Source organism: Streptomyces sp. NPDC051636 (assembly GCF_044453765.1).
Lineage (GTDB): Bacteria > Actinomycetota > Actinomycetes > Streptomycetales > Streptomycetaceae > Streptomyces.
The window spans coordinates 483,022-500,405 of the sequence record NZ_JBITDA010000001.1; the positions used below are offsets into that span (position 1 = coordinate 483,022).

Consider the following 17,384-nt stretch of genomic DNA (forward strand, 5'->3'; position numbering starts at 1 on the left):
GAGGGAGGCCGAGATGCGCCGCAAGGCCGGTCTGGTCCTGCTCGCCTGCGCCGTGTGCTGCGCGGCCCTGTCCCCGCTGCTGCGCTGGTACGCCTTCCCGCGCCTGGCCAGGATTCCCGCGAACCAGTACCAGGACATGGTCCTGGAGGCGAAGGGCGCCACCCTCCTCGACTACGGCAGCATGAAGGCGAAGAAGGTCTCCAAGGTCACCATCGTGCAGACCCTCAAGGGCGACGTGGAGGCCGCGAAGAAGATCGAGGAGACGGCCGGCCGGGACGTCGTCGTCTGGGACGGCCTGTCCTACGTCCAGGGCCCCGACGGCAAGATGGTCTCCAGGATCCCCGAGCGTTACATCTTCGACGCCCACTCCCAGGAACCCGTCCACACCACCGGCGAGATGGTCGACGGCGACCCCGTCCGGCGGGACGGCATCGAGTTCAAGTGGCCCTTCCTGACACAGAAGCGGGACTACGAGTACTTCGACGCGCAGACCCGCACCACCAGCCCCATCCACTACAAGGGCACCGAGACATTCCGCGGCCTGGAGGTCTACCGCTTCGAGCAGACCGTCCCGTGGACCAAGGTCGGCATGCCCAGGACCATGCCCGTCAAGGGCATCACCGCCGAGTCGGTCGCCAAGACCGGCACGACCCGCTGGTACACCACCGTCCGCAGGTTCTGGGTCGAGCCCGTCACCGGCGCACCCGTCTACGGCGAGGAGATCCACAAGGAGGAGCTGCGCGGCGGCACCCTGCTCGGCGGACGCGCCGAGGTGACGGCGTTCGCGGGGCACGTGAAGATGCGCGAGGACTACATCGAGCACACCGCGGCCCTCGTCAAGCACAACCGCACGCTCGTGCTGCTGCTGACGTCCTACCTGCCCTGGGGCTTCCTGATCCTGGGCACCCTGCTGCTGGCCCTGTCCCTCTGGCTGGAGGCACGCGGACGCCGGCCGGGGGACCCGGCACCGGCCGAGGCGGCCGAACCGGAGCCGGTCAGCGCCTGAGCCGGGCGTTGGTGTGCCGCGTCGGCCCGGCCGTGGCCGGGTCCTCGGGCCACGGATGCTTCGGATACCGCCCGCGCAGCTCGGCCCGTACGCCCTTGTAGCCGTCCTTCCAGAAGGAGGCGAGGTCGGCCGTGACGGCGGCGGGCCGCCCGGCGGGGGAGAGGAGATGGACGAGCAGGGGCACCCCGGCCACGGTGGGCGACTCCTGCAGCCCGAACATCTCCTGCAGCTTCACGGCGAGGACGGGCCGCTCCGGGTCGCCGTAGTCGATCCGGATTCTGGACCCACTCGGTACGGCAATGCGCTCGGGGGCGAGTTCGTCGAGCCGCGCCGCTTCCCCAGAGGCCCAGGGCAACAGCCGCCCGAGCGCCGCCCCGGCGTCGATCCGCGCGAGGTCGGCGCGCCGCCGGGCCCGCCCGAGCTCGGGTTCCAGCCACTCCTCCACGCGCGCGTGCAGCGCCTCGTCGGACACGTCCGGCCAGGGCTCCCCGAGCCGCAGCCGCAGAAAGGCCAGCCGCTGCCGCAGGGCCACCGCCTCCGCCGACCACCGCAGCAGCCCGAACCCCTCCTGCCGCAGCCCGTCGAGCAGCGCCTCGCGTACGGCGGCGGAGTCGACCTCCTTCAGCGGCCGTACCGCCAGTTCGACGGCCCCCAGCCGCTCCACCCGCCGCGCGACGACCTCCCCGTCCGCCCAGCGCACCTCGTCCCGCTCCTCGTACAACGCCCCCGCCGCGACCCGCGCGAGCCCCTCGTCGACAGCGGCCCCCAGCCGCACACGCGCGTGCCCCCGGCCGAGCGGCCGGTCGGCCACCGCGACGGCGATCCAGGGCGCACCGCGCAGCGAGGATCCCCCGGGCAGCTCGGCCCGGGTCCCGGAGACCATGAGGTACGACCCGCCGTCGAGCCTGGCGACCCGCTCGGGAAAGGCGAGGGCGGCGACGAGCCCGGTGATCTGGGCGTCGCCGGCGCGTGGTCCGACCGTGACGGCCCCGTGTGACCGAGAGTCCCGAGCGGGCGAGTGGGAAACACCATCGACGACGGCCCGCAGCCGCCGAACCTCCGCACGCCACCGCCCGGAATAGGCGTCACCCCCGCGCCGGGCGCTCCGCAGCGCGGCGGCAAGATCGTCCCCGTACTCCCGGGGCGCCTCTTCACTGAGCAGCGCGACGACTTCCGCGGCCCGCTCGGGGCCCACCGACGACGCCGAATCGAGCAAGGCCCGCCCCAGCCTGGGATGCACTCCGAGCCGCCCAAGACGCACCCCCCGCTCCGTGGCCCGCCCGGCGGAGTCCACCGCCCCCACCGCCGCCAAGACCTCCCGCGCGGACGACATCGCCCCGGCCGGCGGCGGATCCAGCAGCGCCAGCCCGGAGGCGTCGGGATCGCCCCAGCAGGCCGCCTGGAGGGCGAACGCGGTCAGGTCGGCCACCTTGATCTCCGGCGACGGAAAACGCGGCAGACGGGCGTCCTCGGCTTCCGACCAGCACCGGTAGACGACGCCCGGCGCCTCACGCCCGGCCCGCCCCGCCCGCTGCCGCCCGGCCGCGTGCGACGCGCGTACCGTCGTCAGCGCGCTCAACCCGCGCGCGTGGTCCACCCGCGGCTCCCGCGCCAGGCCCGAGTCGACGACCACCCGGACCCCGGGGACCGTCAGCGACGACTCCGCCACGGAGGTCGCCAGCACCACCCGGCGCCGCTCCGCGGGCGCCAGCACCGCGTCCTGCACGGCCGCCGGCGCCCGCCCGTGCACCTGGAGCACCTCGACGTCGCCCAGGTCCCCCAACTGCCCGGCGACCCGCGCGATCTCGCCGACGCCCGGCAGGAAGCACAGCACGTCCCCGGTCCGCTCGGCCAGCGCCCGCCGCACCACCGACGCCACGTGCGCGAGCAGCGCCGGATCCACCCACATGCCGTGCGACGGCCGTACCGGACGCGCCGGCGGCGCATGGACGATCCCGACCGCGTGCGCGGCACCCCGCGCCTCGACAATGGGCGCTCCGCCCAGCAGCCGCGCCCATTCCGCCCAGTCCGTGGTCGCCGAAGCGGCCACCAGCGCCAGTTCCGGCCGCAGCGTCTGCCGTACGTCCCACAGGAACGCGGCCGCCGTGTCCGCGTCGAGATGCCGCTCGTGGCACTCGTCGAGCAGGACCACGTCGACACCGGTCAGCTCCTGGTCCCGCTGCAGCCGCTGCAGCAGCACACCGGTCGTGACGACCTCCACGCGCGCGTGCCGCCCCACCACCCGCTCGCCGCGCACGGTGTAACCGACGCTGTCTCCGGCCTTCTCGCCCAGCAGCCAGGCCATCCGCCGCGCCGCGGCCCGGGCCGCGATCCGCCGCGGCTCGGCCACGACCACCCGACGTGCGGGTCCGTCCCCGAGCAGTCCGGCCAGCGCCAGCGGCACCAGCGTCGTCTTGCCGGTGCCGGGCGGCGCCCCGAGGACGGCGGTGCCGTGCCCTTCCAGGGCTTCGTTCAGCGCGGGCAGGGCGCCGCGTACGGGCAGGGCGTCCAGAGCGTCGTAACGGATCACACGCTCAGTCTCGTACGCAGACGAAGATCGCCGTCCCCGGGATCAGGTTCCCGCGCAGCGGCGACCACCCGCCCCACTCCGCGGTGTTCCACGCCGGCCACTCCGGCTCCACCAGGTCCACCAGCCGGAAGCCCGCCGCCACGATGTCCCGTACCCGGTCGCCGAGCGTCCTGTGGTGCTCGACGTACACCGCCCGGCCCTCGTCGTCCTGCTCGACGTACGGCGTGCGGTCGAAGTAGGAGGCGGCGACCGACAGCCCCTCGGGCCCGGGCTCGTCCGGGAACGCCCAGCGGATCGGATGCGTCACCGAGAACACGAACCGCCCGCCCGGCCGCAGTACCCGGCGCAGCTCGCGCAGCACCAGCCGGGGGTCGGCGACGAACGGCAGCGCCCCGTACGCCGAGCACGCCAGATCGAAGGAGCCGTCCGCGAACGGCAGCGCGCCGGCGTCTGCGCACACCAGCGGAAACGATCCGCCGATGCGCAGCGCGTGCTGGAGCTGGCGGTGGGAGAGGTCGAGGGCCACCGGGCGGGCCCCCTGGGCGGCCAGCCAGCGCGAGCACTGGGCGGCGCCGGCGCCGATTTCCAGGACGTCCCTGCCCTTGAGGTCCTCGGGCGGGCCGAGCAGCTCCGCCTCCACCTCGTCCAGGCCCTCCGGGCCCCACACGAAGCGGTCGTCGCCGAGGAACGTGCCGTGCTCGGTCTGGTACTCGTCCGCGTTCCGGTCCCACCAGCCCCGGTTGGCCCGGGAGCTCTCCGTCGCCCCGGCGTCACGCCGGGTGGCTTCCGGTTCGAACGGTTCGGGCTCTTGGATGATCGGCTCCCTCGTCGTACTCTTCCGTCCAGCCCGCCGGGGCCGCGCCACGGAGCAGGCCTTTCGGGCCTGCCCGGCCTCGTGGGACGTTTCTTGTGCCGGGTATGCGGCGATCCGCCCCGGGTGGGCGCCTTCGCGCATTGACCCTGCCCGGCTGCCCCCGTATGCTACAAGTTGCGCTGCGGGCCTGCGCACCTCAGACGTAGCAGGCTGCGCTCGCATCTGTTGTATGTCCCCTCGGTTGTCGAGGCGCCATCACCACTAGTGGTGGGGCGCTTCCTTGGCTGTCCGGCTTCTGCAGAGCGAAACGGGCTCCCGGCGTAAGCAGTACCTACGACTTCAATGTCCGTACCGGAGCCCTTTCCCACATGACGAGCAGCACCGAGACCACCGCCACCACCCCGCAGGTAGCGGTCAACGACATCGGTAACGAGGAAGCCTTCCTCGCCGCGATCGACGAGACGATCAAGTACTTCAACGACGGCGACATCGTCGACGGCGTCATCGTGAAGGTCGACCGGGACGAGGTCCTGCTCGACATCGGTTACAAGACCGAAGGTGTCATCCCGAGCCGCGAGCTCTCGATCAAGCACGACGTCGACCCGAACGAGGTCGTCGCCGTCGGTGACGAGATCGAGGCCCTGGTCCTCCAGAAGGAGGACAAGGAAGGCCGCCTGATCCTCTCGAAGAAGCGCGCCCAGTACGAGCGTGCCTGGGGCACCATCGAGAAGATCAAGGAAGAGGACGGCATCGTCACCGGTACCGTCATCGAGGTCGTCAAGGGTGGTCTCATCCTCGACATCGGCCTCCGTGGCTTCCTCCCGGCCTCCCTGGTCGAGATGCGCCGCGTCCGCGACCTCCAGCCCTACGTGGGCAAGGAGCTCGAGGCCAAGATCATCGAGCTGGACAAGAACCGCAACAACGTGGTCCTGTCCCGCCGTGCCTGGCTGGAGCAGACCCAGTCCGAGGTCCGCCAGACGTTCCTCACGACCCTGCAGAAGGGTCAGGTCCGTTCCGGTGTGGTCTCCTCGATCGTCAACTTCGGTGCCTTCGTGGACCTGGGTGGCGTCGACGGTCTGGTCCACGTCTCCGAGCTGTCCTGGAAGCACATCGACCACCCCTCCGAGGTCGTCGAGGTCGGCCAGGAGGTCACCGTCGAGGTCCTCGACGTCGACATGGACCGCGAGCGCGTCTCCCTGTCGCTGAAGGCGACCCAGGAAGACCCGTGGCAGCAGTTCGCCCGCACCCACCAGATCGGCCAGGTCGTGCCCGGCAAGGTCACGAAGCTGGTTCCGTTCGGTGCGTTCGTCCGCGTCGACGAGGGCATCGAGGGTCTGGTCCACATCTCCGAGCTGGCCGAGCGCCACGTGGAGATCCCGGAGCAGGTCGTCCAGGTCAACGACGAGATCTTCGTCAAGGTCATCGACATCGACCTCGAGCGCCGTCGCATCAGTCTCTCGCTGAAGCAGGCCAACGAGTCCTTCGGTGCCGACCCGGCCTCGGTCGAGTTCGACCCGACCCTGTACGGCATGGCCGCGTCCTACGACGACCAGGGCAACTACATCTACCCCGAGGGCTTCGACCCGGAGACCAACGACTGGCTGCCGGGCTACGAGAAGCAGCGCGAGGAGTGGGAGCGCCAGTACGCCGAGGCGCAGCAGCGCTTCGAGCAGCACCAGGCGCAGGTCATCAAGTCCCGCGAGGCGGACGCCCAGGCCGAGGCCGAGGGTGCCGGTGCCGCGGGTGCCGCTCCGGCCGCGTCCGGTGGCGGTTCGTACTCCTCCGAGGGCCCGGACAGCTCCGGCGCGCTGGCCTCGGACGAGGCGCTGGCCGCGCTGCGCGAGAAGCTGGCCGGTGGCCAGAGCTGAGCGCAGCCGCTGAGGCGTAGCTGACTCGACCGAGGGCCCGCACCCTTCCTGGGTGCGGGCCCTCGGTGTGTCCGCATGCCTGTTCACAGGCGCCGCACGGGAATGCCCGCGCGACCTCCCGCGTTGTACATGACGAATACGAGGAGGGGCGGTCACTGTGCTTGATCCGCAGGGTTTGTACGCGTGGGAGCCGAAGGGGCTGGCCGTCGTCGACATGGCGCTCGCCCAGGAATCGGCCGGTCTTGTCATGCTCTACCACTTCGACGGATACATCGACGCGGGGGAGACCGGCGACCAGATCGTCGACCGGATCCTCGACTCACTGCCCCACCAGGTGGTCGCCCGCTTCGACCACGACCGGCTCGTGGACTACCGCGCGCGCCGCCCGCTGCTTACCTTCAAGCGTGACCGCTGGACCGAGTACGAGGAGCCCACCATCGAGGTGCGGCTCGTCCAGGACACCACCGGGGCGCCCTTCCTGCTGCTGTCGGGCCCCGAGCCGGACGTGGAGTGGGAACGCTTCGCCGCCGCCGTACGGCAGATCGTGGAGCGGCTCGGCGTCCGCCTGTCCGTGAACTTCCACGGCATCCCCATGGGCGTCCCGCACACCCGGCCCGTCGGCCTCACCCCGCACGGCAACCGCACCGACCTCGTCCCGGGTCACCGCAGCCCCTTCGACGAGGCCCAGGTGCCCGGCAGCGCCGAGTCGCTCGTGGAGTACCGCCTCCTGGAGGCCGGTCACGACGTCCTGGGTGTCGCGGCGCACGTTCCGCACTACATCGCGCGCTCCCCGTACCCGGACGCGGCGCTGTCCGTCCTGGAGGCCATCACGGCCGGGACCGGTCTGGTCCTTCCCGCCATCGCGCACGCCCTGCGCACGGACGCCCACCGCACGCAGACCGAGATCGACCGGCAGATCCGGGAGGGCGACGAGGAGCTGACGGCCCTCGTCCAGGGCCTCGAGCACCAGTACGACGCCGCGGCGGGCGCCGAGACCCGCGGCAACATGCTCGCCGAACCGGCCGACATCCCCTCCGCGGACGAGATCGGCCGCGAGTTCGAACGCTTCCTGGCGGAGCGGGAGGGCGACAACTAGCGGCCTGCCGCTGACAGGGCGCCCGCCGGGCGCCCTGTCAGCGGCAGGGCCTAAGCTTCCGCTCATGCTGACAGTGGGCCTGACCGGTGGGATCGGCGCCGGCAAGAGCGAGGTGTCGCGGCTGCTCGTCGAGCACGGAGCCGTGCTGATCGACGCGGACCGCATCGCGCGCGAGGTCGTGGCGCCCGGAACCGACGGCCTCGCGGCCGTCGTCGAGGCCTTCGGCGAGCAGGTGCTCGCCGAGGACGGCAGCCTGGACCGGCCCCGACTGGGTTCCATCGTCTTCGCCGACCCGGAGAAACTGGCCCTCCTTAACTCGATCGTGCACCCCTTGGTGGGCGCCCGCTCCCGTGAACTGGAGAACGCGGCGGCCGGCGACGCCGTCGTCGTCCACGACGTCCCGCTCCTCGCGGAGAACGGCCTCGCGCCGCTGTACGACGTCGTGGTGGTCGTCGACGCCAGTCCCGCGACCCAGCTCGACCGGCTGGTCCGGCTGCGGGGCATGACCGAGGAGGACGCACGCGCGCGCATGGCCGCACAGGCGACGCGCGAGAAGCGCCTGGAGATCGCGGACATCGTCATCGACAACGACGTACCCCTCCAGGCGCTGGAGCGGCGCGTGCGGGAGGTGTGGGACGACCTGGTCCGCCGGGCGCACGCGACCCGGGGGGCCGCACAGGAGCCGCACCAGGAATAGCGGCCCCCGGTGCGGGCGTTGAACCCTCCCAGTGAGGGAAGGACTTTGCCGTGCCCGAGACCAGCGGTTCCACCGGACGTACCCCGGAGACGCATGTCATCGACTTCCGCGCCGCCGAGCAACTGCTCAACGCACGGGACCCGCGGGGCGCCGTGAAGCTGCTCGACGGGGTCATCGCCGCGCACCCGGAGAACACGGCCGCGCGGCTGCTGCGCGCGCGTGCCTTCTTCGCCGCCGCGCAACTGCGGCCCGCGGAGTTGGAGTTCACCATCGTTCTGGAACGGGAGCCGGACAACGCCTTCGCGCACTTCGCACTCGCCCGCACCTACGAACGCCAGGGACGGCACGACCAGGCCAGGCGCCACTTCCGGCTGGCGGCCGCGCTGGACCCGAACCCGCGGTACCTGAAGGCGGCCCGGTTCGACTCGTGACCCGCCCCGCTCAAGGATGCCGATGCCGCGGCGGCCGGAACTGCGTGCGGCGTCCCGGCCGGCGGTAGGGCGGGTGGTCCTCCGGCGGAGGGTACGGCGGGATGTCCCGGCCGGGTTGGTAGTGCGGGCCCTGCCGGATGTGCCGCAGGATCACGGCCATGTCGACGGTGACCACCAGCCACAGCACCCCGCACGCGGCCGCCCAGCCCGGGCGCCCGGCGAACGCGAACGCCGCCGTGCCGAAGATCGTCCAGACCAGCCCCCACACGCTCAGCCAGAACCGCGCCCGCAGTGCACTGCGCGCGGTCGCCGGTTCACTGCCCGTACGCATCGCCGATCACGCTCCTTCCTGCCACGTACCCTTCGACGAGGACGTTCACCCAAGGGGGATCGCACCTCGCCGTCCCGGACCGGGGAGGACGGCGGGAGGCCGGGTGGTCTCCGCTGGGCGGCGGCGGACTGCCCGTGGGCGACGGCGACTCCCCTTTGCCCGGTGGCGAGTTCCCGCTGCGAGGGAAAATGACTCGGACGAGTGAACCGGTCCCGGGCGGGAACGGGCTTGCGGTGGTGGGCCGTTGGCCGGGCATGAGGGTTGGAATGCGTGGGGGTACGAGGGGACGGGCCCCGGGGCGATCACACCGGACGGCTGCGCGGTGGAGCTCTACGCGCGCCTGCCGGTGCGGGACGAGCCGGACATCATCGCGGCGGCCGTGCCGGCGGGCGCGCGCATCCTGGAGCTGGGCAGCGGCGTGGGGCGCGTGACCCACGCTCTCCTGGAGCGCGGGTTCACGGTGACTGCGGTCGACGAGTCCGCCGAGATGCTGGCGCGCGTCCGCGGGGCGCGCACGATATGCGGCCCGATCGAGGACCTCGACCTGGGTGAGACCTTCGACGTGGTGATGCTCGCCTCGTTCCTGGTGCACGCCGGGGACGCCGAGGTCCGCCGGGGCATGCTGCGCACCTGCGCCCGGCACGTGGCGAAGGGCGGCCGCGTGCTGATCCAGCGGGAGGGCGAGGACTACCACACCAACCTGCCGCGCGAGCGGGAGGACCCCGCCGGTTTCACGGTGCGGGTGGTGTCGTCGGAACCGGTCGGAGACGGGTTGAACGCGGTGCGGGCGGAGTACGAGTTCCCGGACGCGGTCCGGACGCAGACGTTCCGGGCCCGCCCGCTGAGCAGGGAGCAGTTCGAGGAGGCGCTGGCGGAAGCGGGACTGGAGGTGGACGCGTACCTGACACCGGACCGGACGTGGGTGAGGGTGGTGCCGGCGGCCCAGCGGGGTCTCGGACGAGAGGACCGCGCGATTCCGGGCGGCGGCGATGAGTTCTCGGCCTGAGGCGGGTCTACCCCGGTGACAGCAACCGGTACCGCTTCACCCAGGAGACCCCCATGTCCGAGACCACCGTCTCTTCCGCCTCCGCAACCCCCCTCCGCCCTGCCGCCTCCGGCAGCGCCCGTGGCCGCCGCGCCCGTGTCGCCCTGCGCGCGGCACAGGTGCTGCTCGCTCTCTTCTACGGGATCGCGAGCGCGCTGCCCAAGCTCATCGCCCACCCGTCGGCCGTCGAGTCCTTCGACAGGATCGGGTGGGGCAGCGCGGGCATGTACACCATCGGCGCGCTGGAACTGGCCGGGGCCGTCGCCCTGCTGATCCCGGTCCTGCAGTCGGTGGCGGCGACAGCGCTCAGCGCGCTGATGGTGGGCGCCTTCATCGTCCAGCTCACCGTCTTCGACGGCCAGTACGCGGCGACACCGCTGATCCTGATCGTCCCGCTGGCCCTCATCGCCTGGGTCCGGCGCGGGCACAACGCGGAACTGCTGCGGCTGCTGCGGCCGGCCCGGCGACGGGCGTGACCTCCGCACGGCGGCGGTGACGCCCGGCGGGCCGCGGGGGCCTGCCGGGCGTCACCGGCGTGTCTGATCGCCACCGGCGTGCGCGGGCGGCGCGGTCACTGGCCTCCTGGGCGTCCCCTGAGCCCGTTCAGCGCCCGCAGGCGTTCCAGCTCGCGGCGGTCGCGCTTGGTGGGGCGGCCGGTGCCGCGGTCGCGGAGGCCGGCGGGAGCCACGGCCTCGCGGGGCGGGGGCGGCGGCGAGTTGTCGATGTAGCACTGCACGGCCACGGGGGCGCCGACCCGCTTGCGGATCAGGCGCTTGACGATGACGACCCGCTCCCGGCCCTCGTGCCGCAGACGCACCTCGTCGCCGACGCGCACGGAGTACGCGGGCTTGACGCGCTCGCCGTTCACATGGACATGTCCGCCACGGCAGGCGGCGGCTCCGAGGGAGCGGGTCTTGATCAGCCGTACGGCCCAGATCCAGCTGTCGATGCGCACGGTCTCGCCGCCTGCCGGACCGGCCGCCTCGGCCGCGGCCACGGCGGCGGCCACCTTCGGATCGACGGCCTGGGCGTCCGCGCCCCCGGCGCCGCCGGTCTCGCGGGTGGTGTCCTCATCCCCATCCTGCAAAGCCATGCCCTCGACCTTAGCTCGCCGGGGCGCGGGAGCCCGACCCCTTTTCGCTCCCTCTTCCTCCGGCGCCACCGGCGTCCGCCCGCCCCCTACGGTGGAAGCATGGACACACGTGGCCTCGCCCGGCTCGACCGGCGCGTCGCCGGCTGCCGGGCCTGCCCCCGGCTGGTCGCCTGGCGGGAGGAGGTGGCCCGCACCAAGCGCGCCGCCTTCGCCGACTGGACGTACTGGGGACGGCCCGTGCCCGGCTTCGGGCCGCCCGACGCCCGGCTGCTGATCATCGGCCTGGCCCCGGCCGCGCACGGCGGCAACCGCACCGGCCGCATGTTCACCGGAGACCGTTCCGGGGACGTGCTGTACCAGGCCCTGTACGAGGTCGGACTGGCCTCGCAGCCCACCTCCGTGCACGCCGACGACGGGCTCGAGCTGTACGGCGTCCGCGTCACCTCACCCGTGCACTGCGCCCCGCCCGCCAACAGGCCGACCCCCGGGGAGCGGGACACCTGCCGCCCCTGGCTGGTGCAGGAGCTGCGGCTGCTGCGGCCGACGCTGCGGGCGGCGGTGGTGCTCGGCGCCTTCGGCTGGCAGGCCGCGCTGCCCGCGTTCGCCGAGGCGGGCTGGAGCGTCCCCCGCCCCCGGCCGGCCTTCGCCCACGGCGCCCGCGTGCCCCTGGACGGCCCTCACGACGGCCCCCACGACGGCTCTCAGGACCGGCTCGACCTCTTCGGCTGCTTCCACGTCAGCCAGCGCAACACCTTCACCGGCCGGCTCACCCCCGAGATGCTGAGGGAGGTGCTGCGGACGGCGGCGGAGGCGGCCGGGTTGTGAGGACGGCCCGGCATCAGCGGGGCCCGTCGACGCCCTCGCCGAACAGATGCCGCACGGTGGACCGGTAGTTGGCCTGGACGTGGCTCAGTGCGTGGGAGCGGGCGCGGTCCGGATCGCCGGAGGCGATCGCCTCGTACCACTCGCGGTGCCAGTCCGGGTCGAGGTAGAGCTGGGACAGCAGCCCGTCCTGCAGCACCATCATCCCGACGGCCGTGCCGGTCTCCTCGCGACCCAGGTCTCCCGCGACGGCACGACCACGTCCCGGATGTACGCGCGCACCTCGCCGTCGGAGCGCGGCCGGACGACCGTCGGCAGCGCGGTGGCGAAGGACCGCAGCCAGACGTCGGCCACGGCGAAGGCGTCGGGGCCGGCCGCCCGGCGCAGAACGACCGTACTCACGGACGTGCCCCCTCCTCCGGCACCACGGCCGTCGCCGTGATCTCCACGAGCTGCCCGGTGTACCCGAGGCACGCCACACCGATCAGCGTGGACGAATGCGGTCCCGCACTGAGTCCGGAGGCCTCGACCACCTCCCACACGGCGGACAGCACCGACGGCTCACTGCTCACCACGTACACGTCCGTCGACACGACGTGAGCCAGGTCGCTTCCCACCGCCTGAAGTTGCTCGCCCAGGTTCGCGATGACCTGCCCGGCCTGCCGCACGGGGTCCTCCAGGCCGACGACCTCCCCCTTCTTGTCCAGAGGCACGGCCCCGGCGAGGAACACGAGCTTCGTGCCGGCCTCGACGACGGTGGCGTGCGAGTAGGTGGGCGGCGGGAAGAGACCGGGGGCGGTGACGCGCCGGATCATGGGCGGGGCTCCTCGGTGAGGTGGCGGGCAACCACCCGATCATCCGGATCACCGTGCTTCGCCGCATCCCAATTTCCGGGCGAGAAAGGTGTGTTGCCGGCGGGAGGGTGAGGTTCCCCTGTCCCGTGGCCGTCGCGTCAGTGCCCGGAGCTTTTTCCATCTCGCGGGAATTCCGAGCTACCTGGTGGTGGCGGAGCCGGCGGTGAACCGGATGCTGCGCGGGGAGCTGCCGAGGCCTGCCGGCTATCCGGACAAGCTCCGGCACACGGCCGCCGAGCGCTGGTACGGCACCGCCCGAGCCACCCTTTCCTGCGCGGAGGCCAACCATGCCCCGGCGGGCCGCCTCACCGAGGTCGCCGGAGCCGCGGCCCTGGCCGCCGTACAGGCCGGGCACGCGGTGCTCGCGAAGCGGGGAGAGTGGGTGACGAACGAGGAGCGGCTGCTGGAGCGGGCAGGTTCTGCGCAGGATCGACGAGGTCCTCGGGGCACTGCGCCCCGACCCCGATGCCCTCCGGGACGGGGTCCCGCACGGCGGAGACGATCCTCGCCCCGAATAATGCCTGGGATCAGAACAACTGACGCTGTTAACGTCCCTCCCGTGGCGAAACTCAACCAGATCATCGCAGTCGAGAAGGGCGTCAAGTCCAAGGCGCACCAGGACCTGACCGCCGCTCACCACGGCCTGCAGAAGCCCGCGTTGCTCGCCGGTATCTCGCGGACGTACCAGCCGAAGGACGAGGAGGGCGAGCAGTTGCCGCCCGAGTCCACGCGGGTGCAGGTGAAGGCCGAGGACGTGCTGCGGGAGACGGCGGCGACCCTGACGCGGCTGTTCGACGTGACCGCCACCAAGGACTGGGCCAACTGCACCGCCCGCGCGGACGTCAAGGTGGACGGGCGGGTACTGCTCGCCGACGTGCCGGTGGCCTACCTGCTGTTCCTGGAGAAGCAGCTCGTCGACCTCAACACCTTCGTGCGGAAGCTGCCCGTCCTCGACGCCTCCGAGTCCTGGGTGCAGGACCCTTCCACCGACGCGTGGAAGACGGAGCCGGTACGGACGCTGCGCACCAAGAAGGTGCCGCGCAACCACGTGAAGGCGGAGGCCACCGACAAGCACCCGGCGCAGGTCGAGGTCTACTACGAGGACGTTCCGGTCGGGTACTGGACCACCGTGAAGTTCTCGGGCGCCCTCCCGGCCCGGCGAGTCAACGAAATCCTCGACCGGGTCGAGAAGTTGCAGCAGGCCGTGAAGTTCGCCCGGGAGGAGGCGAACGGCGCCGAGGTCGTCGACCAGCGGGCCGGTGACGCCGTGTTCGGTTACCTGTTCGGGTAATCTTGGAGACTCCCCGGCCCGTCGCGGCCGGGGTGCGCGAGGAGCGCAAGCTGAAGCTGAGGCTTGTCGTGATGAGCGGTCCGTTCCCGCCAAAGATCTCAGGGACGGATCGCATTCAATCTCAGACTCTCGCTCCAGACTCAGCATTCGCCGCCGATCGCCGGATCGACCGGGCCCAGGCCCCGGGACGTCGAAATGCAGGTTCAAGTCCTGCCCGCGCAGCTCGATGCGCGGTGGTCCAAAGGCAGGACGCGGCGACATAACGACTGACCTGGGCTCTCAAGCGTGCCGGCGTGCGCACATGGGCGGCATCACAGGACCCGGGGGCAGGCTACGCCCCCGGGTCCGCCTGCTTTCACGGCGAACACGACGGAATTGCGTTCATAAAGAACCCGGCTCCCCGGCCGTCTGTCACACCGGCGAAACACATACGCACCCGTCCGCCCGGGAACACGATTTACGCTTGAAACACCGACCAGCCCGGCCACCGTCGCCCGAAGGCACATCCCCGCCCTCGTCCGCACAGGAGCCCAGTGAACCGCACCTCCGTCGCCCTGCCCCCCTGGCTCGCCCACGCCTTCCGCGCCCAGCGCGGACCCGTCCCCTGGAGCGCGGTCACGCGAGGGGCACTCTCCGCCGGTCCGCTGCTCCTCGTCGCCGTGCTCACCGACCGCACCGCGCTCGGGGTCGTCGCCGCCATCGCCGCCATGCTCGCCGGGATCAACGACCGGCCGGGCAGCCGGCGGACCTCGGTCGCGCGGCTCGGCGTGCCCGCGCTGGCCGGGGCGGCGGGGCTGCTCGTCGGGACGTACGCCGGGCAGCACATCGGAGCCGTCCCGCTGACGCTGCTGCTCACCGGGCTCGGCCTGGTCGCCGGCGGCGTGATCGCCGTCGGGCCCGTGGCCAGCACCGCCGGTACCCAGCTGCTGGTCGCCGCCGCCATCGGCGCCGGGATGCCGCTGCCCGAACCGGGGTGGCAGCGTGCCCTCGCCTTCCTCGCCGGGGCCGGGTGGCTGCTCGCGCTGCGGCTGGCGCTGCCCACACCCGGCTCCCTCACGGGTGACTTCCGCTTCGACGGGGAGCGGGACGCCGTCGCCGGGGTGTACGAAGCCGCCGCCGCGCTGCTCGACGCCGTCGGCACGGACGCCGCCACCGTGCGGCGGGCCGCGCTGACCGCCGCCCTCGACCACGCGCAGGACGCCCTCGCCGGACCCCGGCTGCGGCGGCACGCCAGCTCCGCGACCGAGCGCCGGCTGCACGCCCAGTACACCGCCGCACTGCCCCTCGCCGAGGCCGCGACCGCCCTCGCCTGGGCCGGGGAGGCCGTCGACGAGCGGGCCTCGGAGGGGCCCCGGCGGCTCGCCGCCGCCGTCCGGGACAACAGCGCCACCGGCCCGCTGCCCGCCCCCAACCGCTCCGCTCCCGCCCTGCGCGCCCTCGACGACGCCCTGCTGCACGCCGCCGAGGCCTTCGACCGGGCCGAGGGCGCACAGCACCGGCTGCACACCCGCCGACCCGGTGCGAAGCACCTGGTCCGGGCCGCCCTCGGGACCGGCGGACGGGAGTACGGGCTGCGCGTCGCCCTCTGCTTCGGGGCCAGCGCGGCCATCGCCCAGGCCCTGCACCAGTCCCGGTGGTACGGGCAGCACCAGCACTGGTACTGGCTGCCCGCCACCGCCGTCTTCCTCGTCAAGCCCGACCTCGGCCCGCTCGCGTCCCGGGTGCTGTGCCGGGCCGCGGGGACCGTGCTGGGCGCCCTCGTCTTCGCCGGCTTCGCCGCAGTCCTCCCCCGGCCCGAGGGGCTCATCGTGCTCGTGGCCGTCAGCGGGGCGCTCATCCCCGTCGCCACCCGGCACTTCGCCGCCCAGACCGCCGTCGTCACCGTGCTCGTCCTCGCTCTCGTCATGGCCGGCGGGGAGCCGCAGGCCTCCGCCGGCCGGATCGGCGAGACCCTGCTGGCCTGCGCGATCGTGCTGATCGTCGGGCACCTGCCGATGCCGGGGGCGCGCGGCGCGGGCGTACGGCAGCGGCTCGCGGCGGCCGGGAGCGCCGCGCAGGCCTACCTCGCCCACGTGCTGAGCGAGTCCGACGACCACGCCGAACGGTGGGCTCTGCGCCGCGAGGCCTACCGCACGCTCGCCGAGGCCCGTACCGCCATCGCGGTGTCGGCCGCCGAACTGCCCGCCCTCGCCCGGCACACGGAGGGCACGGACGCCGTCGCCGCCGTCCTCGAACGGCTGGTCGACACGACCACGGCGTGCGCCGTGCACCTCGACGACACCGGGCGGCTCACCCCGCACCAGACCCGGCTCCTGACCGAACTCGTCGGCGAACTGGAGCGGGGACGCGAGCGGCTCGGGCTGCGGGTTCCGCGTCCGGCACCGCGGATCTCGCCGCTCCCACGTTGAGGCCATGACCTCGGCCCCCGCCGAGCCCGCTGCTTCGCCCCCGTTCGGCGCATTCCACGGCCCACACAGGTGATTAATCGTATTGATTGCGCATCCGGGTGCGATGTCCGTGGAATTGCTGATTGCGATCAGGGTGGCACTCACCGAACAGGGAGCAAGCGTGAAATCTGCATACAGGGTCCCACGGCGTCTCGACGGCCGGTCCAAGGGCTTCACCTGGACGGCAAGAGGTCTTTCGGCGGTGGCCGGATCCGTCATTGCGGGCGTTCTTGTCGCCTCTCCCGCGGTCGCCGCGAATTCGGCCGGTGCGGTGACACCGGCCCCGCCGAACACGACGAACTCGACGGCCGCGGAAACAGCCGTCAAGGGGCAGAGCGATCCCCACGAGAACCAGGAGCAGAGGATCGTGCGGGCCGTCGTGAGGAGCAACGGAACCCTCGTCCCCGGGCAGAGCTCCGGTGCCGTGTCGGCGGCCAGGGTCGACAGCGCCGTCGGCGCCTACCAGGTCTGCTTCAATGTGCCGATCACCAACGGCACCTATGTCGCGACCATCGGCCTTCCCGGCAACGTCAACGCGTCGGAACCCGGTGAGATCACCGTCGTGGGCCGGATCGGCACCAACAACTGTCTGTACATCGAGACCTTCAACTCGGCGGGGGCGCCGGCAGACCGCGGCTTCCATGTGACCGTGGTGTACGCCAAGAACCACTGATCGAGCGGCCCGTCCGCGACCAGTCGTGGACGGGTGTCATCTGTGCTGAACCCGTCACTTTCAGTGCTTTTGATGTCACAAAGTGAACGGAATCTCACCCACCGCAGTGAACGGGTGTCAACAATGTCTCAGTCCCGTCACTGAGCGAGGCCTTTCCTCTTCCCAGGGCGTTAACTCCTACAAGTACGACGCTTACTGGAGGTGCAGGATGGTGAACGGGCGAACGGTGCTCGAGCGCTTTCCCGCCGGTGGACCGCGGGGATCCTGGCCGGCCGAGGAGTTCGCGCAGGCGCGGCGCCTGGAAGGCATGCCCGCCGAGGTCGTCATGGATCTCGCGACCGACACGTTCCTGGTCATCGTCCGGGGCGCCGACGCGGTCGAGTGAG

Annotated in this window: 17 protein-coding genes and 3 pseudogenes; 13 read left to right on the forward strand and 7 right to left on the reverse strand. The window is 72.4% G+C overall.

From position 1 onward, the window contains the following. Positions 1-13 precede the first annotated feature (13 nt). Positions 14-1,006, forward strand: coding sequence for a DUF3068 domain-containing protein (locus tag ACIBBH_RS02270; protein ID WP_399401039.1), 993 nt, complete (start codon positions 14-16; stop codon positions 1,004-1,006). Here the strand turns inward: ACIBBH_RS02270 and hrpB are convergent. Beyond that, complete coding sequence (gene hrpB / locus ACIBBH_RS02275) at positions 996-3,536, reverse strand: ATP-dependent helicase HrpB (RefSeq protein WP_399401041.1); 2,541 nt, start codon at positions 3,534-3,536, stop codon at positions 996-998. The two genes, ACIBBH_RS02270 and hrpB, sit on opposite strands and share 11 nt — an antisense overlap. A gap of 4 nt (positions 3,537-3,540) precedes the next feature. Further along, positions 3,541-4,491 (reverse strand): class I SAM-dependent methyltransferase, encoded by a 951-nt coding sequence (locus ACIBBH_RS02280; RefSeq protein ID WP_399401043.1) that lies wholly within the window; start codon positions 4,489-4,491, stop codon positions 3,541-3,543. Positions 4,492-4,718: 227 nt separating this feature from the next. Here ACIBBH_RS02280 and rpsA point away from each other — a divergent pair, with 227 nt between their 5' ends. The 4 genes from rpsA (at position 4,719) to ACIBBH_RS02300 (ending at position 8,442) form a co-directional block, all read left to right on the forward strand. Continuing rightward, positions 4,719-6,218: a 30S ribosomal protein S1 gene (rpsA, locus tag ACIBBH_RS02285; protein WP_399401045.1), complete on the forward strand. Its 1,500-nt coding sequence runs from the start codon at positions 4,719-4,721 to the stop codon at positions 6,216-6,218. A 157-nt stretch (positions 6,219-6,375) separates the two neighbouring features. After that, positions 6,376-7,314 (forward strand): PAC2 family protein, encoded by a 939-nt coding sequence (locus ACIBBH_RS02290; protein WP_399401047.1) that lies wholly within the window; start codon positions 6,376-6,378, stop codon positions 7,312-7,314. A 64-nt stretch (positions 7,315-7,378) separates the two neighbouring features. Beyond that, positions 7,379-8,011 (forward strand): dephospho-CoA kinase, encoded by a 633-nt coding sequence (gene coaE / locus ACIBBH_RS02295; RefSeq protein ID WP_399401049.1) that lies wholly within the window; start codon positions 7,379-7,381, stop codon positions 8,009-8,011. 50 nt (positions 8,012-8,061) lie between these two features. Next, positions 8,062-8,442: a tetratricopeptide repeat protein gene (locus ACIBBH_RS02300; protein ID WP_399401051.1), complete on the forward strand. Its 381-nt coding sequence runs from the start codon at positions 8,062-8,064 to the stop codon at positions 8,440-8,442. Between the two features lie 10 nt (positions 8,443-8,452). Here the strand turns inward: ACIBBH_RS02300 and ACIBBH_RS02305 are convergent, their stop codons facing one another. Next, positions 8,453-8,773, reverse strand: coding sequence for a DUF6343 family protein (locus ACIBBH_RS02305; RefSeq protein WP_399401053.1), 321 nt, complete (start codon positions 8,771-8,773; stop codon positions 8,453-8,455). Between the two features lie 244 nt (positions 8,774-9,017). On the opposite strand from ACIBBH_RS02305, the gene ACIBBH_RS02310 reads away from it, so the two are divergent. After that, the gene (locus tag ACIBBH_RS02310; RefSeq protein WP_399401055.1) at positions 9,018-9,779 is read left to right on the forward strand and encodes a class I SAM-dependent methyltransferase; all 762 of its coding nucleotides are present in this window, start codon (positions 9,018-9,020) and stop codon (positions 9,777-9,779) included. 53 nt (positions 9,780-9,832) lie between these two features. Next, positions 9,833-10,294 carry a DoxX family protein gene (locus ACIBBH_RS02315; RefSeq protein WP_399401057.1) on the forward strand — a complete coding sequence of 154 codons (462 nt, stop codon included), beginning with the start codon at positions 9,833-9,835 and terminating at the stop codon, positions 10,292-10,294. Between the two features lie 95 nt (positions 10,295-10,389). Here ACIBBH_RS02315 and ACIBBH_RS02320 read toward each other — a convergent pair whose 3' ends face one another. Further along, on the reverse strand, positions 10,390-10,911 hold the full coding sequence (locus ACIBBH_RS02320; protein ID WP_399401059.1) for an RNA-binding S4 domain-containing protein: 522 nt from the start codon (positions 10,909-10,911) through the stop codon (positions 10,390-10,392). Positions 10,912-11,010: 99 nt separating this feature from the next. Here ACIBBH_RS02320 and ACIBBH_RS02325 point away from each other — a divergent pair, with 99 nt between their 5' ends. Further along, complete coding sequence (locus ACIBBH_RS02325) at positions 11,011-11,736, forward strand: uracil-DNA glycosylase (RefSeq protein WP_399401061.1); 726 nt, start codon at positions 11,011-11,013, stop codon at positions 11,734-11,736. A gap of 13 nt (positions 11,737-11,749) precedes the next feature. On the opposite strand, the pseudogene ACIBBH_RS02330 reads toward ACIBBH_RS02325, so the two are convergent. The 3 genes and pseudogenes from ACIBBH_RS02330 to ACIBBH_RS02340 form a co-directional block, all read right to left on the reverse strand. After that, positions 11,750-11,884: pseudogene (locus tag ACIBBH_RS02330) on the reverse strand (GntR family transcriptional regulator); the annotation flags it as partial. Then, positions 11,885-12,135: pseudogene (locus ACIBBH_RS02335) on the reverse strand (histone acetyltransferase); the annotation flags it as partial. Next, positions 12,132-12,548, reverse strand: coding sequence for a RidA family protein (locus ACIBBH_RS02340; protein WP_399401062.1), 417 nt, complete (start codon positions 12,546-12,548; stop codon positions 12,132-12,134). The pseudogene ACIBBH_RS02335 and the gene ACIBBH_RS02340, both read right to left, overlap by 4 nt. A 154-nt stretch (positions 12,549-12,702) precedes the next feature. Here ACIBBH_RS02340 and ACIBBH_RS02345 point away from each other — a divergent pair. The 5 genes and pseudogenes from ACIBBH_RS02345 to ACIBBH_RS02365 form a co-directional block, all read left to right on the forward strand. After that, positions 12,703-13,105 (forward strand): annotated as a pseudogene (locus ACIBBH_RS02345) (nucleotidyltransferase domain-containing protein); the annotation flags it as partial. A 41-nt stretch (positions 13,106-13,146) separates the two neighbouring features. Continuing rightward, the gene (locus tag ACIBBH_RS02350) at positions 13,147-13,878 is read left to right on the forward strand and encodes a hypothetical protein (protein ID WP_399401064.1); all 732 of its coding nucleotides are present in this window, start codon (positions 13,147-13,149) and stop codon (positions 13,876-13,878) included. Positions 13,879-14,411: 533 nt separating this feature from the next. After that, entirely contained in the window at positions 14,412-16,286 is a 1,875-nt protein-coding gene (locus ACIBBH_RS02355; protein WP_399401066.1) for an FUSC family protein, read from the forward strand. Between the two features lie 160 nt (positions 16,287-16,446). Next, on the forward strand, positions 16,447-16,998 hold the full coding sequence (locus tag ACIBBH_RS02360; RefSeq protein WP_399401068.1) for a hypothetical protein: 552 nt from the start codon (positions 16,447-16,449) through the stop codon (positions 16,996-16,998). 208 nt (positions 16,999-17,206) lie between these two features. Continuing rightward, positions 17,207-17,383, forward strand: a complete 177-nt coding sequence (locus tag ACIBBH_RS02365; RefSeq protein WP_399401070.1) for a hypothetical protein — start codon at positions 17,207-17,209, stop codon at positions 17,381-17,383. The last annotated feature ends 1 nt before the right edge of the window (position 17,384 follow it).

Coding starts and splice junctions, on each gene's coding strand:
- ACIBBH_RS02305 (WP_399401053.1), bottom strand. CDS start 8,773: ATGCGTACGGGCAGTGAACCGGCGACCGCGCGCAGTGCACTGCGGGCG.
- rpsA (WP_399401045.1), top strand. CDS start 4,719: ATGACGAGCAGCACCGAGACCACCGCCACCACCCCGCAGGTAGCGGTC.
- ACIBBH_RS02315 (WP_399401057.1), top strand. CDS start 9,833: ATGTCCGAGACCACCGTCTCTTCCGCCTCCGCAACCCCCCTCCGCCCT.
- ACIBBH_RS02365 (WP_399401070.1), top strand. CDS start 17,207: ATGGTGAACGGGCGAACGGTGCTCGAGCGCTTTCCCGCCGGTGGACCG.
- ACIBBH_RS02270 (WP_399401039.1), top strand. CDS start 14: ATGCGCCGCAAGGCCGGTCTGGTCCTGCTCGCCTGCGCCGTGTGCTGC.
- ACIBBH_RS02340 (WP_399401062.1), bottom strand. CDS start 12,548: ATGATCCGGCGCGTCACCGCCCCCGGTCTCTTCCCGCCGCCCACCTAC.
- coaE (WP_399401049.1), top strand. CDS start 7,379: ATGCTGACAGTGGGCCTGACCGGTGGGATCGGCGCCGGCAAGAGCGAG.
- ACIBBH_RS02280 (WP_399401043.1), bottom strand. CDS start 4,491: ATGCGCGAAGGCGCCCACCCGGGGCGGATCGCCGCATACCCGGCACAA.
- ACIBBH_RS02325 (WP_399401061.1), top strand. CDS start 11,011: ATGGACACACGTGGCCTCGCCCGGCTCGACCGGCGCGTCGCCGGCTGC.
- ACIBBH_RS02320 (WP_399401059.1), bottom strand. CDS start 10,911: ATGGCTTTGCAGGATGGGGATGAGGACACCACCCGCGAGACCGGCGGC.